This is a genomic window from Streptomyces sp. NPDC058872 (genome assembly GCF_042743065.1).
Lineage (GTDB): Bacteria > Actinomycetota > Actinomycetes > Streptomycetales > Streptomycetaceae > Streptomyces.
Genome location: NZ_JBHYMK010000013.1, coordinates 36701 through 62983, shown reverse-complemented (window position 1 = coordinate 62983; position 26283 = coordinate 36701). Strand labels below are relative to the sequence as shown.

General features: G+C 68.4%; 20 protein-coding genes. 12 read left to right on the top strand and 8 right to left on the bottom strand.

Annotated features, from left to right (window positions below; genetic code table 11):
* Window positions 1–93: 93 nt before the first annotated feature.
* The 3 genes from ACFW22_RS10865 to ACFW22_RS10855 all read left to right on the top strand — a co-directional run bounded on the left by ACFW22_RS10865 (window position 94) and on the right by ACFW22_RS10855 (window position 4062).
* Complete coding sequence (locus ACFW22_RS10865) at window positions 94–963, top strand: IS5 family transposase (RefSeq protein WP_386401491.1); 870 nt, start codon at window positions 94–96, stop codon at window positions 961–963.
* Window positions 964–1036: 73 nt separating this feature from the next.
* A complete protein-coding gene (locus ACFW22_RS10860) occupies window positions 1037–1333 on the top strand; it encodes a hypothetical protein (protein ID WP_386401489.1) in 297 nt (98 codons plus the stop codon).
* 275 nt (window positions 1334–1608) lie between these two features.
* A complete protein-coding gene (locus tag ACFW22_RS10855; protein ID WP_386401487.1) occupies window positions 1609–4062 on the top strand; it encodes a SpoIIE family protein phosphatase in 2454 nt (817 codons plus the stop codon).
* A gap of 226 nt (window positions 4063–4288) precedes the next feature.
* Here the strand turns inward: ACFW22_RS10855 and ACFW22_RS10850 are convergent, their stop codons facing one another.
* Window positions 4289–6064, bottom strand: coding sequence for a M4 family metallopeptidase (locus ACFW22_RS10850; protein WP_386401485.1), 1776 nt, complete (start codon window positions 6062–6064; stop codon window positions 4289–4291).
* Between the two features lie 364 nt (window positions 6065–6428).
* Between ACFW22_RS10850 and ACFW22_RS10845 the strand changes: the two genes are divergently transcribed.
* The 3 genes from ACFW22_RS10845 to ACFW22_RS10835 all read left to right on the top strand — a co-directional run bounded on the left by ACFW22_RS10845 (window position 6429) and on the right by ACFW22_RS10835 (window position 9995).
* On the top strand, window positions 6429–7124 hold the full coding sequence (locus ACFW22_RS10845; protein ID WP_386401483.1) for a TetR/AcrR family transcriptional regulator: 696 nt from the start codon (window positions 6429–6431) through the stop codon (window positions 7122–7124).
* A 198-nt stretch (window positions 7125–7322) separates the two neighbouring features.
* A complete protein-coding gene (locus ACFW22_RS10840; RefSeq protein ID WP_386401481.1) occupies window positions 7323–9038 on the top strand; it encodes a TIGR03767 family metallophosphoesterase in 1716 nt (571 codons plus the stop codon).
* 300 nt (window positions 9039–9338) lie between these two features.
* A complete protein-coding gene (locus ACFW22_RS10835) occupies window positions 9339–9995 on the top strand; it encodes a TetR/AcrR family transcriptional regulator (protein WP_386401479.1) in 657 nt (218 codons plus the stop codon).
* A gap of 19 nt (window positions 9996–10014) precedes the next feature.
* Here ACFW22_RS10835 and ACFW22_RS10830 read toward each other — a convergent pair whose 3' ends face one another.
* A complete protein-coding gene (locus ACFW22_RS10830; RefSeq protein WP_386401477.1) occupies window positions 10015–11109 on the bottom strand; it encodes an amidohydrolase family protein in 1095 nt (364 codons plus the stop codon).
* Window positions 11110–11340: 231 nt separating this feature from the next.
* Between ACFW22_RS10830 and ACFW22_RS10825 the strand changes: the two genes are divergently transcribed.
* From ACFW22_RS10825 to ACFW22_RS10815, 3 genes are all read left to right on the top strand, one after another.
* Window positions 11341–12063, top strand: coding sequence for a TetR/AcrR family transcriptional regulator (locus ACFW22_RS10825; RefSeq protein WP_386401475.1), 723 nt, complete (start codon window positions 11341–11343; stop codon window positions 12061–12063).
* 332 nt (window positions 12064–12395) lie between these two features.
* A complete protein-coding gene (locus ACFW22_RS10820) occupies window positions 12396–14327 on the top strand; it encodes a PASTA domain-containing protein (RefSeq protein ID WP_386401473.1) in 1932 nt (643 codons plus the stop codon).
* 159 nt (window positions 14328–14486) lie between these two features.
* Entirely contained in the window at window positions 14487–15272 is a 786-nt protein-coding gene (locus ACFW22_RS10815) for a DUF2993 domain-containing protein (protein ID WP_386401471.1), read from the top strand.
* Between the two features lie 383 nt (window positions 15273–15655).
* On the opposite strand, the gene ACFW22_RS10810 is transcribed toward ACFW22_RS10815, so the two are convergent.
* The 6 genes from ACFW22_RS10810 to ACFW22_RS10785 form a co-directional block, all read right to left on the bottom strand.
* Window positions 15656–16372 carry a DUF2993 domain-containing protein gene (locus ACFW22_RS10810; RefSeq protein ID WP_386401469.1) on the bottom strand — a complete coding sequence of 239 codons (717 nt, stop codon included), beginning with the start codon at window positions 16370–16372 and terminating at the stop codon, window positions 15656–15658.
* A 125-nt stretch (window positions 16373–16497) separates the two neighbouring features.
* Window positions 16498–18030 carry a protein kinase gene (locus tag ACFW22_RS10805; RefSeq protein WP_386401467.1) on the bottom strand — a complete coding sequence of 511 codons (1533 nt, stop codon included), beginning with the start codon at window positions 18028–18030 and terminating at the stop codon, window positions 16498–16500.
* Between the two features lie 272 nt (window positions 18031–18302).
* Window positions 18303–19862, bottom strand: a complete 1560-nt coding sequence (locus ACFW22_RS10800) for an MFS transporter (protein WP_386401465.1) — start codon at window positions 19860–19862, stop codon at window positions 18303–18305.
* A gap of 12 nt (window positions 19863–19874) precedes the next feature.
* Complete coding sequence (locus tag ACFW22_RS10795) at window positions 19875–20924, bottom strand: amidohydrolase family protein (RefSeq protein ID WP_386401463.1); 1050 nt, start codon at window positions 20922–20924, stop codon at window positions 19875–19877.
* Window positions 20925–21157: 233 nt separating this feature from the next.
* On the bottom strand, window positions 21158–21949 hold the full coding sequence (locus ACFW22_RS10790) for a 2-keto-4-pentenoate hydratase (protein WP_386401461.1): 792 nt from the start codon (window positions 21947–21949) through the stop codon (window positions 21158–21160).
* Window positions 21946–22578 carry a TetR family transcriptional regulator gene (locus tag ACFW22_RS10785; RefSeq protein WP_386401459.1) on the bottom strand — a complete coding sequence of 211 codons (633 nt, stop codon included), beginning with the start codon at window positions 22576–22578 and terminating at the stop codon, window positions 21946–21948. The genes ACFW22_RS10790 and ACFW22_RS10785 overlap by 4 nt, the downstream gene beginning before the upstream one ends.
* A 137-nt stretch (window positions 22579–22715) precedes the next feature.
* Between ACFW22_RS10785 and ACFW22_RS10780 the strand changes: the two genes are divergently transcribed.
* The 3 genes from ACFW22_RS10780 to ACFW22_RS10770 are packed head-to-tail and all read left to right on the top strand — an operon-like array spanning window position 22716 to window position 26193.
* Window positions 22716–24317, top strand: coding sequence for a bifunctional 3-(3-hydroxy-phenyl)propionate/3-hydroxycinnamic acid hydroxylase (locus ACFW22_RS10780; protein ID WP_386401457.1), 1602 nt, complete (start codon window positions 22716–22718; stop codon window positions 24315–24317).
* Between the two features lie 8 nt (window positions 24318–24325).
* Entirely contained in the window at window positions 24326–25189 is an 864-nt protein-coding gene (locus tag ACFW22_RS10775; RefSeq protein ID WP_386401455.1) for an alpha/beta fold hydrolase, read from the top strand.
* Window positions 25186–26193 (top strand): VOC family protein, encoded by a 1008-nt coding sequence (locus ACFW22_RS10770; protein WP_386401453.1) that lies wholly within the window; start codon window positions 25186–25188, stop codon window positions 26191–26193. Before ACFW22_RS10775 ends, ACFW22_RS10770 begins: the two co-directional genes overlap by 4 nt.
* Window positions 26194–26283 lie beyond the last annotated feature (90 nt).

Genomic DNA, 26283 nt, shown 5'->3' with positions numbered 1-26283 from the left:
GTCTTTAAGTGTACTTTCCCGCGTCCGGGTGGGGCTTAGGCCGTGTTTTAGGTCGGGCTGCGGTTCACGCTCCCATTCCGCGATGATCATGTTGTGGGGCGTGGGGATCTTTCTGATGAGCAGTGGTCGGTGCTGGAGTCGTTGCTGCCTGCGGCGGGTGTGAGTCGTAGGCAGTCGAGTCGGCGGCGGTTGATTGACGGGGTGCGTTGGCGGGTTCGAACCGGGGTGCCGTGGCGGGACCTTCCCGATGAGTACGGCCCTTGGCAGACCGTCTACGGGCTGTTCCGTCGCTGGCAACGCGGGGGTGTCTGGGCCCGGCTGTTGACGCTGTTGCAGGCGCGGGCCGACGCGGCCGGGCTGATCACGTGGGAGGTGAACGTCGACTCCACCGTCTGCCGGGCTCATCAGCATGCCGCCGGTGCCCGCCGGGACGGGGCGGGGCAGAAGGAACCACCCGGCGGGCTCGGCGTCGAGCCGGACGATCACGGGCTGGGCCGGTCCAGGGGCGGATTCACCACGAAGATCCATCTGGCCTGCGAGCAGGGCCAGAAACCGCTGTCGCTGCTGGTAACGGCGGGGCAGCGGGGCGACAGCCCCCCGTTCGAACCGGTCCTTGAGGCCATCAGGGTGCCCAGACCCGGCAGCGGTCGGCCCAGGCGCAGACCGCTGCGGGTGCGGGGCGACAAGGCGTACTCGTCCCGCGCGAACCGGGCCTACCTGCGCAGGCGCGGGATTCGGTGCACCATCCCGGAGCCGGCCGACCAGATCCGCAACCGCAAGCGCCGTGGGCGGTTTGGTGGCCGTCCGCCGGTTCTCGACCGGGAGGACTACAAGTCCCGCCACGCTGTCGAGTGCGGGATCAGCAGGCTCAAGCAGCATCGCGCGGTGGCCACCCGCTATGACAAGCTCGCCGTCCGGTTCGAGGCCACCGTCCAGATCGCGGCGATCCACCAGTGGCTGTGAACCACCGGCCCGGCGGGGCGTTCGTGCCATCCTGGCCGTCAGCTCGATCAGCACACGCACAAGGGGAGGGCCCGTGGCCGCCGAGCACTACTGCGCCGACAGCGAGAACGGCGACCACATCGACGACCCGTCCGAGGACGCCTTGTTCATGTTGATCGGCGACCTGGACGGAACGGACAACACCTTCGTCGTCATCCAGCCTGACGAAGACGACCCCGCCTGGTTCGCCTCCGTCGCGGTCCTGGACGAGGGCGGATACGAAGTCATCCGCCGCGACACCACCCGCCGCGAACACGACGTCATCGTCGAGACCGACCGCGACCGCATCGCGGGCGACCTCACCACATGGCTAGCCGCCCGCGCTTCCTAAAACACGGCCTAGACCCCGGCGCGCCGGCGCCGTGCTGTCATACGGCCACAGGGCCAGGGCCCTCACACGACGCTCCTGGCTGCCGAATGCCGCCCACCTGCACGGGTGACAGCGGCGCCTTCTCGGCCAAAGGGCGGGACGACACCGGCTGTCAGCACGCCGGAGGCGAGCACCACGGCCCTGTCGGAGACCTCGCCCTCAGGCGTGCAAGACGTACTGAATGTCCGCTTCTCTTATGATGGCCAGAGGGCGAAGCCAGAAATGGACTGATGCCGATGAGCGGACCCGTGAACGCCGAGGGGGCCGGTGCGGGAGAAGGAGGCCTGCCGCAGGATCCCTGTCCCGCCACCGCCTGGGTGGACCGGGTGGGCACCCTCCAACTGTGGAGTGCGGAGGCGGAAGCCCTCCTTGGATACTCGGCGAAGGAAGTCTGCGGCACACCGGCGGTGGAGCTGCTGACCACACGCGGGGACCGCGAAGCGGCGCTGGCCGGGCGCGACCGACCTGAGGTCGGCCGGAGCTGGGACGGCATTCTTGGCCTGTGGCACCGCGACGGGCACGAGGTGAGGGTCGCGCTGCGCGTGCGCCCGCTCACGGATCGGGAGGGCCGGGCGGGATGGTCGGTCTCCGCAGGAGACGCTCGGCGGATCGAACGGGAGGACGTCGACCGGGCGATGATGCGGGCCCTGTTCGAGCAGTATCCCGCCCCCATCGCCGTCCTGGACGACGAGTTGCGGTACCGGTTGCTGAACGGAGCGGCGGAGCGAGCCCTCAGTCATCCCGGAAAGCAGCTCATTGGCCGGCACGTCGGCACGGACACCTCCCACGTCGACTCCGGAACGATCGACCGGGTGCTGCGGCAGGTACGGGAAACCGGTGAGCCCGTCCTCGGCCTTCCGGTGCGCGGGAGCCCCCCGTCCGGACCGGACCGCGACCGGATGTGGTCGCTGTCCACGTTCCGACTGACCGACCCGACCGACCGTCCCCTCGGCACGTGCCAGACGTACGTCGACATCACGGACGGGTACCGGGCCGAGCGGCGACTGGAACTGCTGACCAAGGCCGGAGCGGGCATCGGTGCCACGCTGGACGTGGCACGCACCGCGCAGGAGCTGGCGGACGTCCTCGTGCCGGCCCTCGGTGACGTGGCCTGGGTGGCCCTGTCCGAGGCCGTGCTCGAGGGGGACGAGCCCCCGAAGATGTCCGGGCCGGGGCAGTGGAACCTGCGCCGGATCGGCGTGGCCCCGCCGGGTGAGGGCTGGCCCACCGGCCTCCCGGCCGCGGGCGCGCTCCCGCCCGCACTGCCGAACCACGCGCTCCTACGGAGGATCGGGCAGGGGGAGACCGTCCTGCTGCCCGACCGTGACAGCGTGATCGCCGCAGCCGAGGGGTACTCGGAGCTGGCTCCTCTGTTCGTCCCCGAGCACGGCCACTCGGCGATCGCGGCTCCGCTGTTCGCCCGTGGCCTCGTCCTCGGCACCGTGGTCGTCTGGCGCACCCGCCGACCCGGCCCCTTTGGCCAGGAGGACGCCGACCTGCTGACGGAGATAGCCTCCCGGGCCGCACTCGGCGTGGACAACGCCCGCCGTTACACGCGCGAGCACCGGGCGGCCGTCGCTCTGCAGCAGCGCCTGCTCCCCGCGGCTACCACCGACACTTCCGCGGCGGAGACCGTGGGGTTCTACGTGCCGGCGGGAGGCGGGGCGGAGATCGGCGGCGACTGGTACGACGTCATAGCCCTCCCGTCCTTCCGCGTCGCCCTCGTCGCGGGCGACGTCACGGGACACGGTCTGCCCGCCACCGCCACCATGGGCCGGCTGCGCACGGCCGTCGACACCCTGGCCGATCTGGAACTGGACCCGGACGAACTCCTCACCCATCTCGACGATCTCGTCCAGCAGCTCCAGGGCGAGGCACCCCACCAAGGGGACACCGTCGGGGCCAGCTGCCTGTACGCCGTCTACGACCCCATCACCTGCCAGTGCACCCTGGCCAGCGCCGGACATCCACCGCCCGTCGTGATCCGACCCGACGGCACCGTCGAATCCGTGGAGATCTCGCCCGGACCGCTGCTCGGTGTGGGCGGGCTGCCGTTCGAGGCGACCACGTTCGGCCTCGAGCCAGGCAGCATCGTCGCGGTGTACACGAAGGGCGTCATCTACCGAGACGACCACGATCCCGACGCCGGCCTGCGGCGGCTGACTGACCGTCTCGCGCGGTTCGCCGGCCCCGGCCGTGGTTTGGAAAGCGCGGGCCACGAGCTTCTCCGCAGCCTGGGCGACGCTCCGGTCCGTGACGACATGGCCCTGCTCCTGGCACGCACGCGTGCCATCGACCCGGGAAACACCGCGACCTGGGAGTTCCCCGCAGACGCGTCCGTCGTCGCCGCCGCCCGCGGGGCGGCGGTCGGGCAGCTGACCGCGTGGGGACTGGACGAGGTGTCCTTCACCACCGAGCTGGTCGTCAGCGAACTCGTGACCAACGCCGTCCGTTACGCGGGCGGTCCCATCGGCCTGCGCCTCATCCGGGAGAACGTGCTGGTCTGCGAGGTCAACGATCCCAGCAACACCCAGCCACGGCTGCGCCGCGCCCGTTGGTCCGACGAAGGTGGCCGAGGTCTGTTCCTCATCGCCCAGCTCACCACCCGCTGGGGCAGCCGCTACGCCCGGAACGGAAAGACCATCTGGACCGAACAACCCCTCGCTGCTGATTCCGGCATGCTCCGCTAGGCCGTCACAGCCTCCTCGAAGAGGCGCTGCTTGGTCAGTGGCAGACAGCCCGCGGATTTCCTGCACGGTGAGAATCAACGGCCCCCTGGCCTGGGTGGCTTCATAGGCCCTCCGACCAGGGGGCTGCTTCAGAGCACAGCAGTCCGGCAGCAGCCGACGCCCTCGATACTGCGCAGGGCGTCTTGGCACTGGGCCGACAGGATGCGCTCAGGTGCTCGGAAAGGCCTCAGTTCGGCAGCTCGATCGGGATACCGGTGACGTTCACGGCGTCCCAGGAGTCGCCGACCGCGGTGTACTCGGCACTGTCCTCTCCGTACAGGTCCGCTGAGGCCTGGAGGGTCGCCACGCGGGCGAGCTTGTAGTTGGTGAGGGATGTCATGTAGGTCGTCAGAGCCCGGTACCAGATCGCCTGCGCCTTGTCACGGCCGATGCCGGTCACGGCAGAGCCGTTGCAGGTCGGCGAGTTGTGGACGGTACCGTTGATCGTCTTCTCGCCCGAGCCCTCGGCGAGCAAGTAGTAGAAGTGGTTGCCGATACCGCTGGAGTAGTGGACGTCGACCACCTTCGCCCGCGGACTCCAGCAGCCGAGGGAGTCGCCGTCGGAGGCCGGGTCGTCCATGCGGCGGAAGCCGGTGTGCTTCTGGAGGTCGAACTGTTCGCCGATGAGGTAGTCGCCGCGATCGGTGGCGTTGTCGGCGTGGAATTCGACCATCGTGCCGAAGACGTCGGAGGTGGCCTCGTTGAGCCCGCCGGCCTCGCCGAAGTACGCGAGCCGCGCGGTGTTCTCCGTGACACCGTGGGACATCTCGTGTCCGGCGACGTCCAGTGAGGTCAGAGGACCGAACTCGACGCCGTCGCCGTCGCCGTAGGTCATCTTCTCGCCGTCCCAGAACGCGTTGACGTACTTGTGCTGGTAGTGGACGCGGTTGTAGGAGCCCAACGGGATGTCCCAGATGCCCTGACGCTTGTGCACGTCGTTGTAGTAGTCCCAGGTGACGTCGGTGCCGTACTGGGCGTCGGCCGCCGCCGAGTCGCGAGCGTCCGTCGTGCCGTCGCCGAATACCGTCGTGTCCTCGGTGACCGGCACCCCGTTCCAGCAGTAGCCCTCGCTGCTGCAAAGCGGTCCGTCACTGAGGTTGAGCATGTCGGTCGTGAAGGACCATCCGTGGGCGGGGTCCTGCATGACGTAGCCGTCGGCCAACGGCACCACACCGAGTTCCACGTCGCCGCTGTAGAGCGTCTTGCCTGTGGCGGGAACGCCCTGGAGGGATCCGTCTGACGCCCTCTGGCGGGACTTCACCTCGTCGAATGCCCTGCTGTCCTGGGATTCGGTGGTATCGCCAGACGCTGCGGCGGCCTTCGAGACGTTCGTGGCGCGCAGGCTCCGGATCTGCTGGACGTCACGGATGACCTTGCCGCTGGCCGCGTCGACGTAGGTCGCCAGGCGGCTCGGCGTCCCGTCGTGCTGTGTGCCGGTGGTGGTCACCTCCCACGCGAGGCGCGGGGTGTTGCCGGTCGCGTCGACGACCAGGCGCGGCTCACCGTCGGTCTTGATGCCGGAGATGCCGCGCAGCCCGTCCCGGGTGGCGAGAGCCTCGGCGACGGCTCGGTCGGCGGCGACGCTGGCACGGCTCGCCAGATTCAGTGGCGCGCCGAGGGTCTGCGATATACCTCTCCACGCGCCGTTGCGCTTGAGGTGGACGACGAGGTCACCCCCGAGGACCGGTATGCCCTTGTAGGTGCGGTCGAGTCGTGTATGCGTGGTGCCGTCCGGGTCGACGAGCGTGGAAACGGCGCTGAAGCTCACGCCGTCGGAGATGCGCGCGTCACGCGGGTGCTCACCGAGCGCCTGGATCGCAGCGGTGGCCAGCTTGTCGGCGTTCTTTCCCGCCCCCATGCTCACCACGGACACTGTCTGCTGAGCCGCATCGCTGGAACTCGGCAGCAGCGTGACGGCGCTGATGCCGGAACACAGTGCGAGCGAGATGCTGAGTCTGCGCATGGCGCGACTTCTCTGCGTGTACATGTCAAACCTCATGCTCGAGTTGGATGGAATGCGCTCAGTAGAGGCGAGCCCACCGCCCGCGACGCGGGCCGTGGCTCATCGGCCAGGGATTGCGAACACCCCGCCCGCAGAGGTGTAACCACAGATCATCCGGCCGTGACGGTCGATGGCTGATCGACTCCTCATGGCTGATCTGTCGATCAATCTAGCGATCCTCCTCGCTTCGGGTCAATGCCAACTGATGATTTCATCAACCCTATGGACCTTGAGTCACACCCGACCGTCAGGTAGGCACCTGCGGCACGGCCGGGTGAGATCGGACGAGAGTGCGACTATCATCACAGGTGACCGGATCATCAGAATGAGTGCCGCCGCGGCACTGAAGGCAGGCTGCATGACCCCCGAGGCGAACACCGCGAAGTCCGGCAGGACTCCCGCAGGACGGGCGGGCCGCCAGAGGGCGCGCACGCATGCGGCGCTCGTGTCAGCCGCACAGACCCTCCTGGCTCAGCGGCGGATGCATGTCACCATCCGGGAAATCACCGAAACCGCCAACGTGGGCTTCGGTTCCTTCTTCAACCACTTCGCCTCGAAGGAAGAGCTCTTCGACGAAGCGATCCATGTGGCCCTCGCGAACCACAGCGAGGTCCTGGACGGCCTTGTGCGGGGGGTTGACGATCCGGCACGTGTGCTCGCCCTGGGTATCCGCACCACCGGACGGCTGCAGCGGAAGCAGCCCGAGATGGCCCGCATCCTGCTTCACCAGGGCACCAGACTGCTCCTCGACGACACGGGCCTGACCGCCCGAGCTCGGGTCAATCTTGTGGCCGGCGTCAAGTCGGGGCGGTTTGCCGCCCCTCCGGACGTCGAGTTCGCCCTCATGGCGATCCTGGGAGCCCTGCTGGGTGTTGTGCAGTTCCTCGATGCACGCCCGGAGGCCGATGCCGGCGCATCGGCCGATCAACTGGCAGAAGGCGTGCTCATCTCACTGGGCGTAGAAACGAGCGAGGCGCGCCGCATCGTGCGCGAGCCTCTGCCTCCCGCGTTCGACATCTGACGCCTGCGGCCGGCGCCCATTTCCGTGGAGTGATCGGCACGCCCCTCTCGCCGACTTCGGGCAGGTGTCGGACGCCCCTCGCGCCCTCCGTATGTTCACCTCGCAGTCATCAGTCGTCCCCTCTCGCCTCCTATGGTGAGCGTGACATCAATATTGATTATTCACTCAGGTTTGTGGCGCTGAGGGAACGGAGTGGACATGAGCGGGCTGACGAGACGCGAACTGATCGCTTTGGGTGGCCTGGTGGGGGCAGGAGTAGCGCTCGGAGGCACTGCTGCAAGGGCCGCGCCCCTCGTTGCCGGTGCGGGACGGGCGATATCGGTGGACGGCACCACTCTCCAGGCGGTTGCCACGCCGGTCACGGCCGGCACCGATTCCTACACGCGCCTCGCGTCAGGCCCGGGTTGGCCACTGGTGGTGCGCGAGGACCTTGCGACCGGGCAGGCGAGCCGCGACGACCGTCGTATGGCTGTGACCGCATTCGCGCAGCTGACGGACTTGCATGTGCTGGACGCGGAGAGCCCGGCACGGTTCGAGTACGTGCACCCGCTGATCCCGTCGGCGCACCGGCCACAGGAGGCACTGGCCCCGATGGCGACGATCGCGCTGGTGGAGCGGATCAACGCTTTGCGCGGCGGGCCGTTCACCGGCCGCAGGCTCGATGCGGTGGTCACCACGGGCGACAACACCGACAACCACGAACTACTCGAACTCGACTGGTTCCTCGCCCTGCTCAACGGCGGGAAGTTCACCCCTACATCAGGTGATCTGACACGTTTTGAGGGCGTGCAGACTTCCGGCTCCTCGCACTACTGGAACCCAGGCCGTGCGACCGCCGGGGCCTGGACCGACAAGGGCTTCCCCACGATCCCGGGGCTGCTCGAAGCCGCAGGGAAGACGGTGACCTCACCCGGCCTCGCCCTGCCGTGGTTCTGTACGTTCGGCAACCACGACGACTCCGTCGCCGGCACGCTGGCCGACATGCCCGGCACCGAGGAGTGGTACACCGGCCGCTGGAAGGTGATCGGCCGCGACGAGGGGGACATGCGGCGCATCGCGCGTGCGCTGCGCGAGCCGGGAGCCGTTCTCTCGGTCAAGGATCTGACCAGCGGAGGGATCGTCCGCGAAGTCACCCCCGACCAGCGCCGCCGCCCGTTCACCCCGGGCGAGTTCGTCCGCGCGCACTTGGATGCGCCCGGCCGTTCCGGACCCGCCGGGCACGGCTTCACCGAGAACAACGCAGACGGCCAGGACGTCTACTACTCGTTCCGCCTGGCTCCGGGCATCACCGGCATTTCCCTGGACACGACCACGACGGCGCTGGCTGACGGGTCGATCGGGCAACGCCAGCTCAGGTGGCTCGAGAGGCAACTGCGGCAGAACAGCTCGGTGTACTGGACGGATGACGGCACGCGTGTGCGCCAAGCCGTGAGTGACGAACTGTTCGTACTGTTCAGCCATCACACGTCCACGACGATGGGTAACCTGCTGCCCGACCGCCGTCATCCGCTGGACCCACGGCTGCCCGGCGCGGCACTCGTGGCACTGCTGCACCGTTACCCGAATGTCGTCGCGTGGGTCAACGGGCACACGCACGCCAACAAGATCACGCCGCACGCCGGAGATCGCCCCGAACTGGGGTTCTGGGAGATCAACACCGCCTCACACATCGATTTCCCTCAGCTCGCCCGGCTGATCGAGGTCGCCGACAACGGAGACGGCACGCTGTCGCTGTTCACCACGCTGATCGAGGCAGACGCCCCGTACGCGGCCGGTTACGGCGACTTCTCGGCGCCAGGTCTGGCATCGCTGTACCGAGAGTTGTCCTACAACGACCTGTACGTAAACCTTCAGCAGTTGGGTGAGACGGCGGACCGCAACACGGAACTGCTCCTGGCCAACCCCCTGGCATAAGAGCTCCCTCGGGGACGGTGGACTCGCATGCTCGTCGCAACGTCGCAGGTGCGCAGTGCCGGAGCTGTGACGAACGCCTGAGCTGGGGGCCGTGCCTCTTCCGGCAGTGCGCCGAGGGCGTCGCGCAGCCGGCTGGCCGGATGTCCTTCCGGCAACGGGACCGGGCTTCTCGGCGGTCGCCCGGTGCGGGGTTCCCTGGACAGCGTCCTGCTACGCGGCTCCAGGCGTTTCCGACCGGGCAACCGCCGCCGGCTTCGGCAGCCTCACCGCCGGTACATGACAGTGATCTACGCTGGTGCCATGCCAGAGCAGAAGCCGCCCCGCGCCGAGACCCGCTTTGAACGCCGCCGGGCCCAGACCCGGCGCTCCCTGATCGCCGCCGCTCGCGTCATCCTGGCTGAGGAGAACGCGATGCCGGACACGAGCATCCAGAAGATCGCGGAACAAGCGGATGTCGGCTTCGGAACGTTCTTCAACCACTTCGAAAGCAAGTCCGCACTGTTCGACGCGGCCGTGACGGACGCGCTGGAGGAGTACGGGCAATTGCTGGACGACGTTACGGCGACGCTCGACGACCCCGCCGAAGTGATCGCCGCCAACGTCCGTCTGACCATCGGCATGGTCGTCACCCATCCGGAGCTGGCCAAGATCCTCCGCCGCCGCGGTATGGCACAGCTGCATGCCGAGAGCGGTCTCGCCCCCCGGGCCCTGCGTGACATCGAGGTCGGCATGGCGAGCGGCCGCTTCGCGGTGGACAGCCCTGACATCACGCTCTCGGCAGTGGGGGGCGCACTGCTGGGACTGCTCGAACTCGAATCCCGCCACCCAGGGGTCGTGGGCCCCGAGACAAGCGAGCGGACAGCCGCCCTCATCCTGCGCATGCTCGGCTTGTCTCCCGAGGACGCTGACGACGTCGCCCGGCGCCCGCTGCCTCCGGCGCCACCACCGCGCGCCTGAAGGACAGGCGGGCTCCCGGTCACTTCTCCAGGCGCATGACGAGACGGGGGAACTGCTTTCGCGCGTTGTCCCGCTCGACCCTCAGCCGCTCGTTCGAGGTGAAGGCCTCATCGAGCTGAGGAGCGGGATCCCCGGCGGCCGGGAACAGTTCCGCGGTGAACGGCCAGTCCGTGGCGAACAGGATGTGACCGACGCCGGTCAACTCCTTGACCGACTTCATCGACTGCGGAGCAGGAGACAAGGCGGTGTCGACGAACAACCGCCTGTACAGGACGTTGGCGTCGTCGAGTCCGTCGAGGTCCAGCAGTTGCGCCAGTCCCACGGTCTTGGAATAGAGCAGGCTGGTGCGGTACGAGATGTACGGCAGTGTCCCGCCGGCGTGTGCACCGAGCCAGCGGATCCTCGTGTAGCGCGTGTAGATCTTCTTGTAGAGCATGTTGACCAGCGCGCGGGTGGTGTCGAAGGTGAACTCGTAGAGGAACGGCGGCAGGTCCAGGTCAGGGTAGTGCTGCGGGGTGACCGGGTGGATGAAGACCATCGCGCCCAGGTCGTCCAGCGCCTCCATCAGCGGGTCGAGACGGGGGTCTCCCAGGTAGACCCCGGCGTAGCTGCTGAAGATGCCGATACCGTCCAGCTTGAGCTCGTTGATCGCCCGCCTGGCCTCGGTGATGGCGTTCTGGATGTCGTCCGGCGAGGTCAGGTCTCCCAGGGGAAGCAGCGCGAAGCCGCCGAAGCGCCGGGCCAGTTTGGCGTCACGGGTATGGACCAGGATCTCGCTGATGTAGTCGTTCAGCTTCTGGGCCATCTCCATACGCGCGTCGGACGTCGGCAGGTACTCGACACCCGGTTCGGAGACGGACACGACCTGGGTCTGGATCCCGTAGCGGTTCATGAAGTCCACCGCCAGCTTCGGAGTCCAGTCAGGGACCGGCACACCACCGATGTCAGTGATGTCGTGGTCGGCCAGGGACTCGCGGTAGAAGTCGGGGATGATGTGGCAGTGCACGTCGATGCGGTAGTTGCCCGCAGGGAGTGACGCCGGTGCCGCGGCAACAGCCGCCGCCGTGTTGGCGGCCAGCGCGGTTGTGCCGCCGACCGCTGCGGCACTGGCCATGCCGGCGGCCTTCAGCACACCTCGCCGACCGAGTCGGCGAGAAGGGGAACGGTCACCTTGGACCATGACAACTCCTAGTGACAAGGATTGCTGGAGTCGCACGTCGCTCCCGGACCGGCTGCGTGCGGGGCGAAGCGTGCGGGATGCAGGATCACAGGACGTTTCGGCAGGATCCGGTCGAGGCGGATCTCCTGTCGGCACTGACGAGATCATCGGATGCATCAATCAGATTTGTCTATACAGATCGGTTTTGATTTTCTCATCAACATGAGTAGCGTGTCGTGCATGGCTGAAGCAGCGGACAAACCCTGCGCGACCCATCTACCGCAAAACGGTCAATCCGAACGTCTCTCCCGCCAGAGGGCGCGTACTCGAGCTGCCCTGCTGGGGGCGGCACAGCGCTTACTCGCCGAGCAGCACCGCGCGGACATGAGCATTCGAGAGATCACCGAAGCGGCGAACGTCGGCTTCGGTACGTTCTATGGGCATTTCGCCAACAAGACGGACCTGTTCGAAGCGGCCGTGTCGATGACACTCGAACAGCACGGCGTGCGACTGGAGTCAACGGTTGCGAACCTGGACGACTCCGCTGAGATGTTCGCCGTGGGTGTGCGGCTGACGTGCCGTCTGCAGCGCAACCATCCTCAGGTCGCGCGCATCATGCTCCGCGTGGGCCTCCCTCGCCTGGTGTCCTCTGTCGGACTGGCCCCTCGGTGCCGTGCACTCCTGCGCGCAAGCGAGGCCGCAGGCCGCCTGCGCGTCGGAGACCTCGAAGTGGCATTGGCGAGTGCCGGAGGATCCCTTCTGGGGCTCATGCAGGTACTCGACGCCGAGCCGCACATGGACGCCGAGAAGGCCAGTGATCACCTCGCGGCCAACCTGCTGTGCATGTTCGGTCTGTCGCACGGCGAGGCCTGGGCCGTGGCCACACGTCCGCTGCCCGTACTCAGCTGACACGCCTGACCTCCGCCCGGCCTCTGCGGACGGATTCAGTAGTACCCGAACACTGCTGCGCAACTATGACCATCGGCCCTCTGAGTCGAAAGGGATGGCGACGTGTCCATACCCGCCACGCACGAACGCCCGGAAGAACCTGCCCGCCTGTATCTCACTGGTGCAATTGCCGCCCAGTACCGTGCGTCGGCCTCGCGCGAAGGCGTCCAGTGAGCCTCGGCGGGCCGGACGATCGGGCCTCTTCGCATACCGGCAGCGCCCATGGGGCCAGTGGTGACGGACCGCACCACGCCGGCGCCTCCGCCTGGCCTACGACGCCGTCCCACAGTGAGGTGGGGCGGACTCTGGGCGGCCGCTACGTTCTGGGCCACCTGCTCGGGCGTGGCGGCATGGCCGAGGTCCATCTGGCTCACGACAGCCGCCTCGATCGCGCCGTCGCCGTCAAGGCGCTGCGCTCCGACCTGGCCCGGGACCCCGAACTCCAAGCCAGGTTCCGTCGCGAGGCGCAGTCCGCCGCATCGCTGAACCATCCGGCCATCGCCGCGGTCTACGACACCGGCGAGGACATGTCGTATAACGGGCTGGTCGGCAGAACGGCGCCGCACGGCGGCCTGTCCCTGCCGTACATCGTGACGGAGTACATCGAAGGGTTTACCCTGTCCGCACTCCTGCGCTCCGGACAGACATTGAGCCCCCAGTATGTCCTGGACATGGCAATCGACGTACTCCAGGCGCTTGGACATGCACACCGCAGCGGCATCGTGCATCAGGACATCAAACCCGCCAACGTCATGCTGACCTATACCGGTCAGGTCAAGGTCATGGACTTCGGGATCGCCCGTGACGTCCGCGACAGCGACCTGACCCGAACATCGGCCATCGCCGGAAACGCACACTACCTCTCCCCCGAACAGGCCATGGGACTGCGGGCCGACGACCGTTCCGACCTGTACTCACTCGGCTGCCTGCTGTACGAACTGCTCGCTTTGCGGCCCCCGTTCACCGGTGACTCCCCGATGGCCGTGATGCACCAGCACGTGCAGGACGCGCCGTGGCCGCCGAGCCACTACAACCCGGCGGTCACCCCCGAGATGGACGCCATGGTCTTGCGTGCCCTGGCCAAACACCCCGAGTTCAGGCCTCGGTCCGCCGACGAGATGCGTGCCGAGGTCGAGGCCTGCCTGGGAAGAGGAGTATCTGCCGTCATCACTGCTTCCCCTTCGGAGACGGACGAGGGCAGTGAAGTGCGAGGGCTCCCGGAAGGCACGGATGAGGAGCCGCCGGACGGAAGCAACAAGAAGGCTGCGGTCCTGCTCGGCGCGACAGGCCTCCTCGTGGTCGCGGGCGCATTGCTGATCGGCTGGCTGATGTTCGGGAGCGACGGCGCGGCCGACACCGTGACAGTGCCAGCTCTCGTCGGTGAGACTCTGGACGACGCGCGCACCGCGGCAGACAACGCCGGCCTGACGGTCGCCGTCGACGAGAACGCGCCCTGCGAGGAGCAACCCAAGGACCACATTTGCAGCCAGACCCCGCAGAGCGGAGAGGTCGACAGGGGAGAAACGATCTACGTCGTGGTATCGACCGGATCCCCGGAGGTCGAGGTCCCCGACATCACGGACAAGGACGAAGGCGACGCGTCGCGAATCCTGGAGGGCAAAGGCTTCAAGGTGAGCCCCAGGCACGTCGAATCCGAGGAGAAGCCCGGAACGGTGCTCGAACAGGATCCGGCAGGTGGCCGCAAGCTCGAGAAGGGCACCGAGATCACCCTCACCGTGGCCAAGGCGGCCGACAGGTCCACCGTGCCGGATCTCACCGGCAAAACCGTCTCCGAGGCCAAGGAGCTGCTCGCCGAACACGGCCTTGCGCTGGGCAGCGCGACGGAGGTCGAGGCAGATGGGGGGCTGGAAGCCGGAACGGTCATCAGACAGAGCATCTCGTACGGCACCGAGGTCGAGCTGGACTCCTCGGTGGACATTGAGGTGGCCAAGCGGGTGGAAACAGTCCAGGTGCCCGCCGACATCATGGGCAAGACCCTTGCCGAGGCGCGGAGCGACCTGCAGTCCCTCGGGCTTCAGGTCAGTGTCGCTTCCGACGCGTCCAGCGCATCGGATGCGGTCGTCACCTCGAGTATTCCGCAGCCCGGAGCCGAGGTGGCCGTGGGAAGCACAGTAACGGTCATCACCGATAAACCCTCGGACGAGGCGAGCGCAGCCCCGTCAGACACCAGCGCGCCACTCCCCGATTCCTCTCACGGCAACTGACCCACCGAGCGGACGAAGTTCTGGACGATTGCGCGGTTCTGAGGGGCGCTTGAATGCCGATGTGAGGTCTCAGGACGTGCTCCCGGTCTACTGGACCGCTCCCGGCGTCCGCCTCCTGAACACTCGACCGCTCGACCAGCCCATACAGAAGGGGACATCATGAACCCGTACCACCATGACAGCAGCCTCGGACACTGGTCTGAGCCCGTCGACGACTACGCGCCTGCCTACCCGCGGCGCCAGAGGATGCGCCGCGGGGCCGTCATAGCCACCGTCTGTCTGGTCACAGTGGGGGCGACAGCTGTCATCGTGGACCGTGTCGCGGCGAGTCGTGCGGAGAGCCGTACAGCGAAAGCATTTCAGCAGGGAATGGGCACTCCTGAGCGCCCCGCGGTCGATGTACGCGGCTTTCCCGTCCTGCCGCAGTTGGCCTCCGGCACTCTGCGGCACGTGGACATCACCGCCCAGGACGTACCAGCCCGCGGCACCAGCCGACCGCTGCCGCTGACCAGACTCACCCTTGGGCTGGACGGGTTGCAGACCTCCAGCGAGGCAGACCAGGCCAACGCACGAGCCGTGGAAGCGACGGCGTTCCTGTCGTACGAAGACGTGTCGGACGCACTCGGCCTCGAGATCGCAGGAGACCGCGAGCCCGGCAGGGTCAAGGCGCAGCTGATCCTGCCGTTCAGCGGTCAGGTCATCGTGACTACCACTGTGACAGCGATCTCCGCCAACCGCATCGCCTTCACCGAGGTCACCACCACCCAGGGTGATCTGCCGGCTGTGGGACGTGCTCTGCTCAACAAGGTTCTGACGGAACCCATTCAGCTGCGCAACCTTCCCGACGGTCTGCACCTGCGATCGGTCACCGCCACGTCGAGCGGCCTCTACGCGCACCTCACCGGAGACCACGTCACCTTTCGGCCTGGCAACTCTTCAGCGTGATCCCCCGCCACCCAATCGCACCGTGCCGAACCGGAAGAGGTCAGGATCGCTGTCTGCCTCGAACTACCGTTGAGGGCAGGAAACCGCATCGGGCAGCTTCGTCAAGCATGCAGCCAAGCTCGCGTGGACCGAGGCATGTGAACGGGCAGAGGCCCCGCCCGCGCACAGACTCGGCCGCACACGTGCCCGGTACGTCCCGGCCTCAGGCGGCCTGCTGAGAGGGCTGCAACCGGCGGGAGGGGCCCGCACCGTGCAGGGGGACTCATGTCCGCACCCTGACGACCAGGCCATGCTGCACCAGTCCACGGTCATGTACCCCGACAACCCGAGCGTCACCGGCGGCGGCCAGCGCTGCCGCCGGACCTGTGGAACAGGGACTGTAGCTAGGTGATGCGGGGCTGCAGCCTGACATCATGCCCGGTCATGAGGGCAATGATGCCCTGGTCGGTGACGGCCACGGACTGCAGTGCGAGTCCTTCGGGCAGGTTGTCGAGCGGGGCCTGTCGCTCCAATGCCTTCTCCAACAGGGTGCGCGCGGTGGGAGGCACGTTCTCGGAGAGTCGGACGTCGTTGATCCCGATGGCTCTCGAGCCGGCGACGCCGACGTGCGCGGAGGCCGAGACCTGACCAAGCAGCGGGACCTGAGTGGTCGCTACCACGTGGTCGTTGCCGTTGCCTCGGTTGATGTCTACCCCGTAGAAGGTCGAGAGGTCTTCGTATGTGATGGTCGCCGTGACCTCGGCCTCGTCGGCCCGCTCCCGTCCGCCCTGTTCTTGGCGTATTCCATGCAGATGGATGGCGAGATCCTGAATGGTCAGGGCGCGGCCGTTCAGGTCGGCTGGAACCTGCGCGGCGTCGATGTCAGCCTCGGTGATCACCTTTCGAGCCAGCTGAAGCGACACGGGAAAACCGTTCACATGCACCTGGGGAGCGGAGTCGAGGCCGATGTCCCGCTGAACCGAGTCAGCGATGCGGTCCTGCGCGTACTGCGTGGCCAACACCTCGCTGCCGGTGGCGGCGAGCAGCGCCAGGGCCGTCGCGATCAACGCGTTCCGGCGATGCGTGCGCCGCACTGCCCGGCCGTTCTTTGGTCCGTTCATGCTCTCTCTCCTTCTGAAGTTCTCGCTGCCTTGCAGCGCGCGTCTACGCGAGCCGTCACAAGATCTGATTGCCCATCAGGCGGGTGTCGCGGGACATGCCGGTTGGTCGCGGCGGCGTCGACCTGTCAGCGGTGGATCGGCGGTCGGCGGATCACCGGGGCGGTGCTGGCGGTCGTAGGCGACTCCGAGGCGCTGGGGCTGCTGCTTGCGGTGCTGGCGCTGCTGCTCGGCGATTCGCCCGTTGGAGTGGCACTGGCGGGTGCCTCCGTATCGGTCCGGGTGGCGAGGAGAACGGTGTCGCCGCGGTTCAGCTGCGTACCGGCAGATGGGATGGTTGCGATCACGGTGCTGGTGCTGACGCTGCTGGAGCGCGGAGTGAGTGCGATGTTCAGGCCCAGCTCGGCCAGGTCTGCTCTGGCTTCTGCGAGGGTCTTCCCGACCAGGTTTCCGGGGACGGCGACGGTCGGAGTCGCAGGCTCCGTCGATGTATGAGGGCTCATCGGGCTGGCGCCTTTGCTGGGACGGGTGGTGCCTTCCAGGCCACTGGCGGAGGGCTCTGGCTCAGGCGAAGGGCTTGCGGAGGAGGAAGACGAGGACTGAGTGCTGGGACCGGTGGCGTGTATCGCATCCGGAGCCGCAGCTATGACAGCGGTGACGACGGCGCCTGCGCCGAGAAAGACCAGCGCCGCGAGTGCCGCCCGCTGGGGACCGCGGGACCCCCTGGAGGACCTGAGCGCCGTTGTCGCCTGCTCCTCCGGGAAGGCCGGCACTCCCGCGAGCGTAGTGTCCTGAGAAGGCGCGACGCCGTGACCGCTAGGGGCGAGCAATGCGTCACGCATGGCCGCCGCGTCGGCGAACCGGTCGTCGGGGCTCTTGGCCATGGCACGGGCAAGAGCCGCCTGGACGTGCGGGGGCAGTTCCACCCCGAGGTCCCTCGGGGCCGGCGGGTCTGCGCACATGTGCTGGTAGGCGATGGCGAACGGGCTCTCCCCGGTGAAGGGCTGGCGGCCGGTGAGGAGCTCGTAGAGCATGCAGCCGGTCGAGTAGAGGTCGGAGCGGGCGTCGACGGGCCGGCCCTGGGCCTGCTCGGGGGACATGTACGCGGTGGTGCCGACCGAGATGCCCGTGCCCGTCACGCTCTTGTCGTGCCCATCATCGGAGATGTGGGCGATCCCGAAGTCCATGACCTTGACCAGCCCGTCGGCGGTGATCATGATATTGGCCGGCTTGATGTCCCGGTGGACCAGCCCGGCCGCGTGGGCGCAGGCGAGTGCTTCCAGCGTTCCCGCGACCCAGGCGACCGCTTCCTGCGCCGAGGGCGGGGCCGACCTCAGCCGTTCGGCGGCCGTGCGTCCGGAGATGTGCTCCATGACCAGGAAGGGACGTGGGGGCGTTGTCGGAAGCCAGCCTGCGTCGTAGACGGCTGCGACGCATGGATGGTTGAGGGAGGCGGCCGCGCGGACCTCGCGCTGGAAGCGGCTCTGGGCGACGTCGTCGAGGGCGAGCTGTGTGTGCATCAGTTTCACGGCTACCGCGCGGCGCAGGACCAGGTCGTCGGCCAACCAGACCTCGCCCATGCCGCCGCGGCCGATCATCTCGCGCAGCGCGTACCGGTCGTCGATCAGGCCGGCCCACGCGTCGTGGAGGGGATACTGCATGACGGGTACCTGCGGTCCTTCGAGTGGTCGGGCTGACGGGGAGGGGCGTGGTCGGGTTCCCGGCATGGACTGCCGGAAGCCGCGCGGGGCTGTCTCCCACTCGGCAACGGGAGGGATCTCACGGGTCCACCGACTCCCGTGCGGTGCCTTGGACAGTGCCATCGGGGTGAACGAGGGCGGCCGAGGTGCGCCCTTGCTGCAGTCGGCGGCGCCGTTCGGAGCCGAAGGCCCTGTGCTACCAGAGGTACGCAGGACGGCTGGCAGCCAGCAGTTCAGTCCGACGTCGGTGGTGTCTTCGGCGCGCGGAACAGGCACCCGACGGCTGCGGCGAGAACGATGACGCCGACGGCGACGAGTGAGGCGGACAGGCCGTCCATGAAGGCGGACTTGACGCCGTCCGCCAGGAGCGCGCCGCGGGCGCCGAGCTGATCGGCGACGTGCAGGCCCGCCGCGGCGGAGTCGCGTGCGGCCTCGGCGGCTTCGGAAGGGAGCTGGTCGAGGGAGTCGGGCAGGTTCGAGCGGTAGTGGCTGCCGTAGATCGAGCCCATGAGGGCGATGCCGACGGCTGAGCCGACCTCGCGGGTGGTGTCGTTCATCGCGGAGGCGACTCCCTGCTGGCCGCGACCGAGCGAGCCGGTGATGGCAGAGGTGCCCACGGCCCCGGACAGGCCGATGCCGAAGCCCGCCAGGACGAGTCCGGCGAGGAACGGGAGGTAACCGGAGCCGACGTCGAGCCGGGAGATGACGAACAGGCCGGCGCTCAGCAGGAGCAGCCCGACGGTCATGGTGGCCTTCATCCCGACCCGTCGCACCAGGTGGGGGGTGACCTGAGAGGTGGGTAGGACGACGACCGCGACGGGTACGAGGGCCGCGGCGGCCTTGAGCGGGCTGTAGCCGAGGATGAGCTGCAGGTACTGCAGGCCGACGAAGAAGAATCCGAAGACGGCCATGAACTGTACGAGGACGACGATCGCACCGGCCCGGAAACCGCGGATGCCGAACAGCGCGGGATCGAGCAGAGGGTGCTCACGCCGCAGGCCGAGCCATGCGTACGCGGTGAAGGCCAGTACCGTGACCGTGAGGGCGGCGATCACGACGGGTTCCGTCCAGCCGCGCTCGTTGCCTTCGATGATGGCGAAAACGAGGGTGCCGATCCCGACAGCGGTGAAGACGGCCCCGGACACGTCGGGTGGGGAAGGGTGCTCGTCCTTGGTGTCGGGCGACAGCAGGAGGGCGGCGACGGCGGCCACGAGGGCGGTCGCGGCGCTGGTGATGAAGATCGATCGCCAGGAGAACCACTCCAGCAGGGCCCCTGCGGCGAGCATGCCGATGATGGCTCCGGCGGCGGCGAATCCGGACCAGGTGGCCACGCCCTTGACGCGCTGCTCGGGAGGGAAGGCGGCGGTGATCGTGGACAGCGTGCCCGGCATGATCATCGCGGCCCCCAGGCCCATGACGACTCGCCAGGCGATGAGCGTGGTGGTGGAGTCCGCGAAGGAAGCGGCCAGGGAGGCGATGCCGAAGACGACGGTCCCCGCGACGAGGACGTTGCGGCGCCCGATCCGGTCGCCGATGGCGCCGAGGGGCAGGACGAGAGCGGCCAGGGCGACGGTGTATCCGTCGGCGATCCAGGTCAGTGAGGCGTTGGTGGCCGACAGGTCGATGGCGAGGTCGGGCAGGGCGAGGTTGAGCGCGGAGACGGAGGCGACGACGAGGACCAGGGACAGGCACATGGCGAAGAGGACGCCGTTGTGGCCTGCCCGGCCGGTCGCGGTGGCGTCCTGCCGGTCTTTGGGTTGGTTGTCGGACGTGCGGTGGGGGCTGGTGGCCATGAGGAACTCGTCTCAGTCGGTGCCGGGCTGGAACAGTTTGAAGACCAGGCGCGCGGCGGTGCGCTGCGCCGCGTGGCGCAGGCGCACCGGGGCCGGCAGGGCCGGGGGCGGCGCCGGGAGAGTGGTGGCAAGGCGGGGGAAGAGTGCTTCGGCGTTGGTGCGGTTGACGGCCTTGAGTGTGGACGCGTCGGCGTTGCCGTCGAGGCCGCCCACGAAGTACTGCCCGGCGGGAGCGGGGGCGAAGGGCCAGTCGCTGCCGAAGAGGACGTGTCCGGGGCGGGCGAAGGAGAGCAGGGTGGGCAGGGCGGCAGGGCTGGAGGACAGGGCGGTGTCGAAGTAGAAGGAGCGAAAGTCGTCCAGTACGTCGAGCGGGCTGCGCGCGGTGTCGTCGGCGATGGTGAGAGCCATTCGGTGTGAGGAGTACGGCACGAAGCCGCCGGCGTGGCTGAGGATGAACCGGATGCTCGGGTAGCGGCGAGGGATGCCGTTGCGGACCAAGAGATAGGTGGCGCGGGTGGTGTCCAGAAGGAAGTCGGCGGCGAAGGCGGGAATGCCGTCGACCGGGGGAGCGGGCAGCTCGGCCGGGTGTATGAAGACCACCGCGCCCCGGTCGTCCAGCGTCCGCCACAGCGCGTCCTGGCCGTCCACGCCGAGGTAGGTGCCCCGGTTGTTGGCGAGCAGGGTGACGCCGTCGGCACGCAGCTCGTCCAGTGCGCGCGCGGCCTCGGTGGCCGAGGCGTCGGCGTCGGGCATGGGCAGGGTGGCGAAGAAGCCGAAGCGGCCGGGGTGGTCGGAGACCAGGGTCGCGGAGTGGTCGTTGAGGCGTCGGGCCAGGTCGACGGCCTCGGCGGGTGCGGTGAGGAAGCCGGTGCCGGGTGTGGAAACGGAGAGGATCGATGTGGTGGTGCCGAGCAGGTCCATCAGTTGCAGGGCGGACTCGGGGTTCCAAACGGGCAGGGCGCGGCCGCCGGCGTCGGCGATGCCGGCCTTGGCGAGCTCGTCGCGGTAGAAGTCGGGCACCACATGCTGGTGGACGTCGATGCGCTGTGCCGAAGGGGACATGAAGCGGCCTTTCATGCGTTCTACGGGTCATGGCGGGGGAGTTCTTCCGGCTGGCGACCGTGCACTGCCGACCCACCCGGCGCTCTGGGCATCGGCGTCCGGGGTGGTGAAGGATCCCGGTTCGACGATGGCGCAGGACCTTTGGGCGGCCGGAAGGAGGGGGTGGGGGGAGAGCGGATGGTCAGAGAGTCGCCAGTGTGGTTCGTGACGTCTCAGAGGGGGGCTGGCCGTCGTCAGACGAAAGACACCGACACGGTGCCGAGGGCTCCGAAACGTGCCTCTGCCTTCTGGCCGACGCCGATGAAGGGGGCTGTGGTTATGGCGCCCGGCAGGATCACGTGTCCGGGGTCCAGCCCTTTGCCGTAGACAGTGAGAGCGTTGGCCAGCCAGGCGACTGCGGCGGCCGGGTGGCCCATGACCTCCTTGCTGCTGCCGGTTGCCACGCGGCTTCCGCCGACGAGCAGGTCCACGTTCACCGCTGCGAGATCGGGTGCGTACGCCATCGGCGTCCAGGAGCCGCAGACGAGTCCCGCGGAGCTGGCGTTGTCCGCGATGGTGTCGGCCAGGGTGATCCGCCAGTCGCGGATGCGGCTGTCGACGATCTCCAGTGCGGGCGCGACCGCATCGGTCGCGGCCAGGACGTCACGGAGGGTTACGCCGGGGCCGTACAGCGGCCGGGCGAGGCGGAAGCAGATCTCGGGTTCGACGCGTGGGGCACAGTATCGGGCGGCGCGTACCGTCCCGCCGTCTCGGTGGACCATGTCGTCCAGCAGATGCCCGAAGTCCGGCTCGTGCACGCCGAGCAGTTTCCGCATCGGGGCTGAGGTGAGACCGACCTTGTGGCCGATCACCGTCGAGCCGGTGGCCAGGCGGTGGGTGACGTTGTCCTGCTGGACGGCGTAGGCGTCGGCGAGATCAAGAGCGGGCCACGTCGTGGTGAGCGGTTCGACCGGTGCCGTGCGGCGTTCGGCCTCGCGTAGAAGTCGGGCGGCCTCCGTGCGTCGCCGGGCGGTCGCCGGCCTCATGTCCTGCTCCTGGCCGCCATGCGCGTCGCCGCTTCGTAGACCAGCTGGGCGTGCAGTTCGAACATCGCCACGAGGTCGACGTCGTCACCGTTGATCTCCCGCTGGACGAAGAGCCCGTCGGCGCCCGCGACGGCGTAGGTCGTCAGGGCGTGCACGGACTCCTCGTCGAGGTCCGGGACGAGCGCCTGGGCCATTTCGGCGATCTTCGCGCGCGCGATGTCGCGGACCTGGAGGAACACCGTTCGGCCGCGGGGTTCGGCGGGACGCCGTTCGAGCGCGAGCATCAGACCGAGACGGAGGAAGTCGGGGGCGTCGATCAGCGACTTGCCCACGTTCCCCGCCATGGCGGTGACCCGTTCCAGAGGGGTGCCCGTCTCTTCGCTCGGAAGCTCCACGGCGGCGAGCCACGTTTCGAAGCTGCGCTCGATGACCGCGGCGATCAAGTCGTCCTTGTCCTTGAAATGCCAGTAGATCGAGCTGGCCGGCAGGCCGCACTTGGCGCTGACGGCCGCGATCGATGTGCCTTCGTATCCCCGCTCGCCCGCGATCTCCACGGCGGCGTCGAGGATGCGCTGCCGCGACTCCACTCCGTTCGCGCGCTTCTTGCGGGTCGTCTGCGGCTTCGTCATGGCAGGTGCCCCTCTGGTGTGCGCTTCTCGCCGGCTGCTTGACCCTATCCGGCAATGAGCCTACCGTAGCACTCGTTCCAATTGGAATGAACACTACGGTAAGAATCGTGCGACGCGATCGACAGTGAGGTGGCCTGATGAGCGAGACCACGGCCGGGGCAGAGGCCGAGGACAGCGCCTACGACGTGGCGGTGATCGGTTACGGACCGACGGGCGTGACCGCGGCCAACCTGCTGGGCGAGATGGGGCTCCGCGTCGTCGTCCTGGAACGGGACGCCGAGATCTTCACGCGCGCCCGAGCCATCTCCACCGACGAGGAGGTCGTCCGCATCTGGCAGCGGATCGGGCTGGCCGAGCGCCTCAAGCAGGACATGCTGACGGAGCGGCCGGTGGACTTCGTCGACGCCGACGGCCGTACGTTCCTCAGCGCCTCCCCCACCTCACGCGGCCACGGCCACCCGCCGCAGATGTTCATCTACCAGCCGGCCCTCGAGCAGGTCCTGCGTGACGGCGTCGACCGCTACCCGAACGTGAGGATCCTGCTGCGCCACGAGTGCCTGCGCCTGCGCCAGGACGCCGACGGGGTGGAACTGACCGTGGTCGGCACGGCCGACGACTCGGTCCACCGGCTGCGCGCCTCCTACGTGATCGCGGCCGACGGCGGCTCCAGCCTCACCCGCGCGCAGCTCAACATCGGGTACGAAGGCCGGACGTACGAGGACCGCTGGATCGTCATCGACACCAAGATGCTCAAGCCCTGGCCCGATCACGACAAGCTGCGCTTCCACTGCGACCCGGCCCGCCCGGCCGTCGACTGCCCGACCCCACTGGACCACCACCGCTACGAGTTCCCCCTCCTGCCCGGAGACGACGAGAAGCAGCTGGTCACCGAAGACGCCGTGTACCGGTTGATCTCCCGGTACGGGATCGGCCGCGACAGCATCAGGGTCCTGCGCGCCACCGTCTACAGCCACCATGTCCGGTTCGCCTCGCGCTTCAGGGTCGGCCGGGTGTTCCTCGCCGGCGACGCCGCGCACGCCATGCCGCCGTGGATCGGCCAGGGCATGGCCGCAGGCGTCCGGGACGTGGCCAACCTCTGCTGGAAGCTGAACTCCGTCATCCACGGTGAACTGCCCGAAAGCGTCCTCGACAGCTACGAGACCGAACGCAAACCGCATGTCAGGGAGGTCACCAAGAGAGCGGTGTTCGTCGGCCGCATGATCACCGAACGCCGGCGCCCCGTCACCCGGGTCCGCAACGGTGCCCTGCGGGCCCTGGACCGCATACCGGGCTTCGGCGACTGGCTGCAGGACTCGAACTGGATCCCTGTGGCCCGCTACGACGCCGGCTTGCAGGCCGGCCCGCGCACCAAGGCGACCGGGCACCAGATTCCGCAGCCCTGGGTGACCGGTCCCGACGGCGAGCGCGTACGGCTGGACGACGCGCTCGGCGGCCGCTGGCTGCTGCTGTCTCTCGGCCGGCCCACCTCGCAGCCCGCGTGGGAGCGCCTCGGCGTCGAGTCGCTGGCCGTTCTGCCGGTGGGATCGCGCCCGGCCGACGGCGCGGTCGTCGACAGCGACGGCGTCCTGCTCCCCTGGCTGATCGAGCACGGTGTCACCACCGTGGCTCTGCGCCCCGACGCCTACGTCTACGCCGCCGCCCCCGTCGGTGACCGTCTTCCGCCGCCTCCGGCCGGACTCGCCTTCGCGTCACGGCCGGCCACGACCACCGCTCAGTGAGGACCATCATGACCGCACCCACCGAAGTCCCTGCGATGACGGAGCACCTGCTCGACGTCGACGGCAAGAAGATCTTCGTCGCCGAGACGGGGCGGGGAGCTCCCGTCCTGTTGCTGCACGGCGGCGGCCCCGGAGCTTCCGGCGTCTCCAACTACAGCCGCAACATCGCGGAACTGTCCCAGGAGTTCCGGGTCATCGTGCCTGACCTCCCCGGCTACGGCCGCAGCAGCAAGGGCATCGACCTCGCCGACCCCTTCGGCGCCCTGGCCACCGGTATCCGCGGCGTGCTCGACCAGCTCGGCCTGAAGAAGGCCCACTTCGTCGGCAACTCCTACGGCGGTGCCTGCGCCCTGCGTCTCGCCCTCGACACCCCCCAGCGGGTCGACCGCATGGTGCTCATGGGCCCCGGCGGCATCGGCACCACTCGCGTGCTGCCCACGCCTGGTCTGAACAGTCTGCTGAACTACTACACGGGGGACGGGCCCTCGCGGCCGAAGCTGGAGAAGTTCATCCGCGACTACCTGGTCTTCAACGCCGCCCACGTGCCCGACTCGATCATCGACGCGCGCTACCGGGACAGCATCGACCCCGAGGTCGTCGCCGCCCCGCCGCTCAGGCGCCCGAAGTCGCTCGGCGCTCTGTGGAAGATGGACTTCACCCGCGACAAGCGCCTGAACCGGCTGGCTGTGCCCACCCTGGTGCTGTGGGGCGCCGCGGACAAGGTCAACCGGCCGTCGGGTGGCCGGATGCTGGCCGAGCGCATGCCCAACTGCGACCTGTACGAGGTCGCCAACACCGGCCACTGGGTGCAGTGGGAGCGTGCCGAGCTGTTCAACCGGCTCTGCGCCGACTTCCTGGCGGGCCGCCGATGAACACCGCGCCCTCCGTCTTCGGGTCCGTCCACCTCGGCTACGTCGTCGTCGAGTCCCACCGCTTCGCCGACTGGCGCCGGTTCGGCACCGACGCCATCGGCATGCACCACGATGACATCTCCCGTGACGTGATGCGCTTCCGCCTCGACGACCACGAGTGCCGCTTCCTGATCCGGCGTGGTCCCGCCGAGGACGTGGTGGCGATCGGCTGGCACATCGACGACCACGCCTCCTTCGAGCAGATCGAGGCTCGCATCCGAGCCCACGGCGTTCCTGTGGTGCGGGGCTCCGACGAGGAGGCGGCCCTGCGCGGCGTAGAACGCCTGCTGCGTTTCCCCGGCCCCAAGGGCATCGTGCAGGAGATCTACACCACCCCGGTCGTCTCGTCCGAACCGCTCCGGATGGTCGCCTCCGGCTGGGTCACCGGCGACTCGGGCATGGGACACGTCGCGATCACCTCCGCCAAGCCCACTCTGATGCGCGGCTACTACAACACGGTTTTCGACGCCCGCCTGACCGACTACATCGACGAGACGATCAGCGGCGTCAAGCTCAAGATCCGCTTCCTGCGCGTCAACGAACGCCACCACTCCATCGCGATCGCCGCCGTCCGCGGCCTGCCGATCGACCCGATCCGCACCCGCGTCCAGCACCTCAACATCCAGGCCGACAGCCTGGACGACCTGGCCCAGAGCTACGAGCGCGTGCACGAACTCGGCTTCGACATGGCCCTGTCGGTGGGCCAGCACACCAACGACAAGGAACTCTCCTACTACGCCCGCACTCCCTCAGGCTTCGAGTGGGAGGTCGGCTGGAACCCCGTCGTCATCGACGAGAGCACCTGGGAGCCCTCCACCCACCAGGGCATCAGCATCTGGGGCCACAAGCCCGTCGGCCAGACGATCGTCGACAAGCTCGACCAGTTCCGGCTCGGAGCCCGTTCCTTCGTCCGGCCGGAGAGGACCGTCCCCGCTCTCAGCGGCGCCGGCATCCCCGACGACTGACCCGGTACGGCTACTCCGCCGCCCGGCGGGGTGACCGTAGTACTCGCTCGATCCCCGGCAGCGCGGCGGAACACTGCCGCCGGCCCTCTC

Excerpts from the sequence above, each read along its gene's own strand:
- ACFW22_RS10855 (WP_386401487.1), top strand. The coding sequence starts at position 1,609 with ATGAGCGGACCCGTGAACGCCGAGGGGGCCGGTGCGGGAGAAGGAGGC.
- ACFW22_RS10850 (WP_386401485.1), bottom strand. The coding sequence starts at position 6,064 with ATGCGCAGACTCAGCATCTCGCTCGCACTGTGTTCCGGCATCAGCGCC.
- ACFW22_RS10845 (WP_386401483.1), top strand. The coding sequence starts at position 6,429 with ATGAGTGCCGCCGCGGCACTGAAGGCAGGCTGCATGACCCCCGAGGCG.
- ACFW22_RS10840 (WP_386401481.1), top strand. The coding sequence starts at position 7,323 with ATGAGCGGGCTGACGAGACGCGAACTGATCGCTTTGGGTGGCCTGGTG.
- ACFW22_RS10835 (WP_386401479.1), top strand. The coding sequence starts at position 9,339 with ATGCCAGAGCAGAAGCCGCCCCGCGCCGAGACCCGCTTTGAACGCCGC.
- ACFW22_RS10830 (WP_386401477.1), bottom strand. The coding sequence starts at position 11,109 with ATGGCCAGTGCCGCAGCGGTCGGCGGCACAACCGCGCTGGCCGCCAAC.
- ACFW22_RS10815 (WP_386401471.1), top strand. The coding sequence starts at position 14,487 with ATGAACCCGTACCACCATGACAGCAGCCTCGGACACTGGTCTGAGCCC.
- ACFW22_RS10810 (WP_386401469.1), bottom strand. The coding sequence starts at position 16,372 with ATGAACGGACCAAAGAACGGCCGGGCAGTGCGGCGCACGCATCGCCGG.
- ACFW22_RS10805 (WP_386401467.1), bottom strand. The coding sequence starts at position 18,030 with ATGCAGTATCCCCTCCACGACGCGTGGGCCGGCCTGATCGACGACCGG.
- ACFW22_RS10800 (WP_386401465.1), bottom strand. The coding sequence starts at position 19,862 with ATGGCCACCAGCCCCCACCGCACGTCCGACAACCAACCCAAAGACCGG.
- ACFW22_RS10795 (WP_386401463.1), bottom strand. The coding sequence starts at position 20,924 with ATGTCCCCTTCGGCACAGCGCATCGACGTCCACCAGCATGTGGTGCCC.
- ACFW22_RS10790 (WP_386401461.1), bottom strand. The coding sequence starts at position 21,949 with ATGAGGCCGGCGACCGCCCGGCGACGCACGGAGGCCGCCCGACTTCTA.
- ACFW22_RS10785 (WP_386401459.1), bottom strand. The coding sequence starts at position 22,578 with ATGACGAAGCCGCAGACGACCCGCAAGAAGCGCGCGAACGGAGTGGAG.
- ACFW22_RS10780 (WP_386401457.1), top strand. The coding sequence starts at position 22,716 with ATGAGCGAGACCACGGCCGGGGCAGAGGCCGAGGACAGCGCCTACGAC.
- ACFW22_RS10775 (WP_386401455.1), top strand. The coding sequence starts at position 24,326 with ATGACCGCACCCACCGAAGTCCCTGCGATGACGGAGCACCTGCTCGAC.
- ACFW22_RS10770 (WP_386401453.1), top strand. The coding sequence starts at position 25,186 with ATGAACACCGCGCCCTCCGTCTTCGGGTCCGTCCACCTCGGCTACGTC.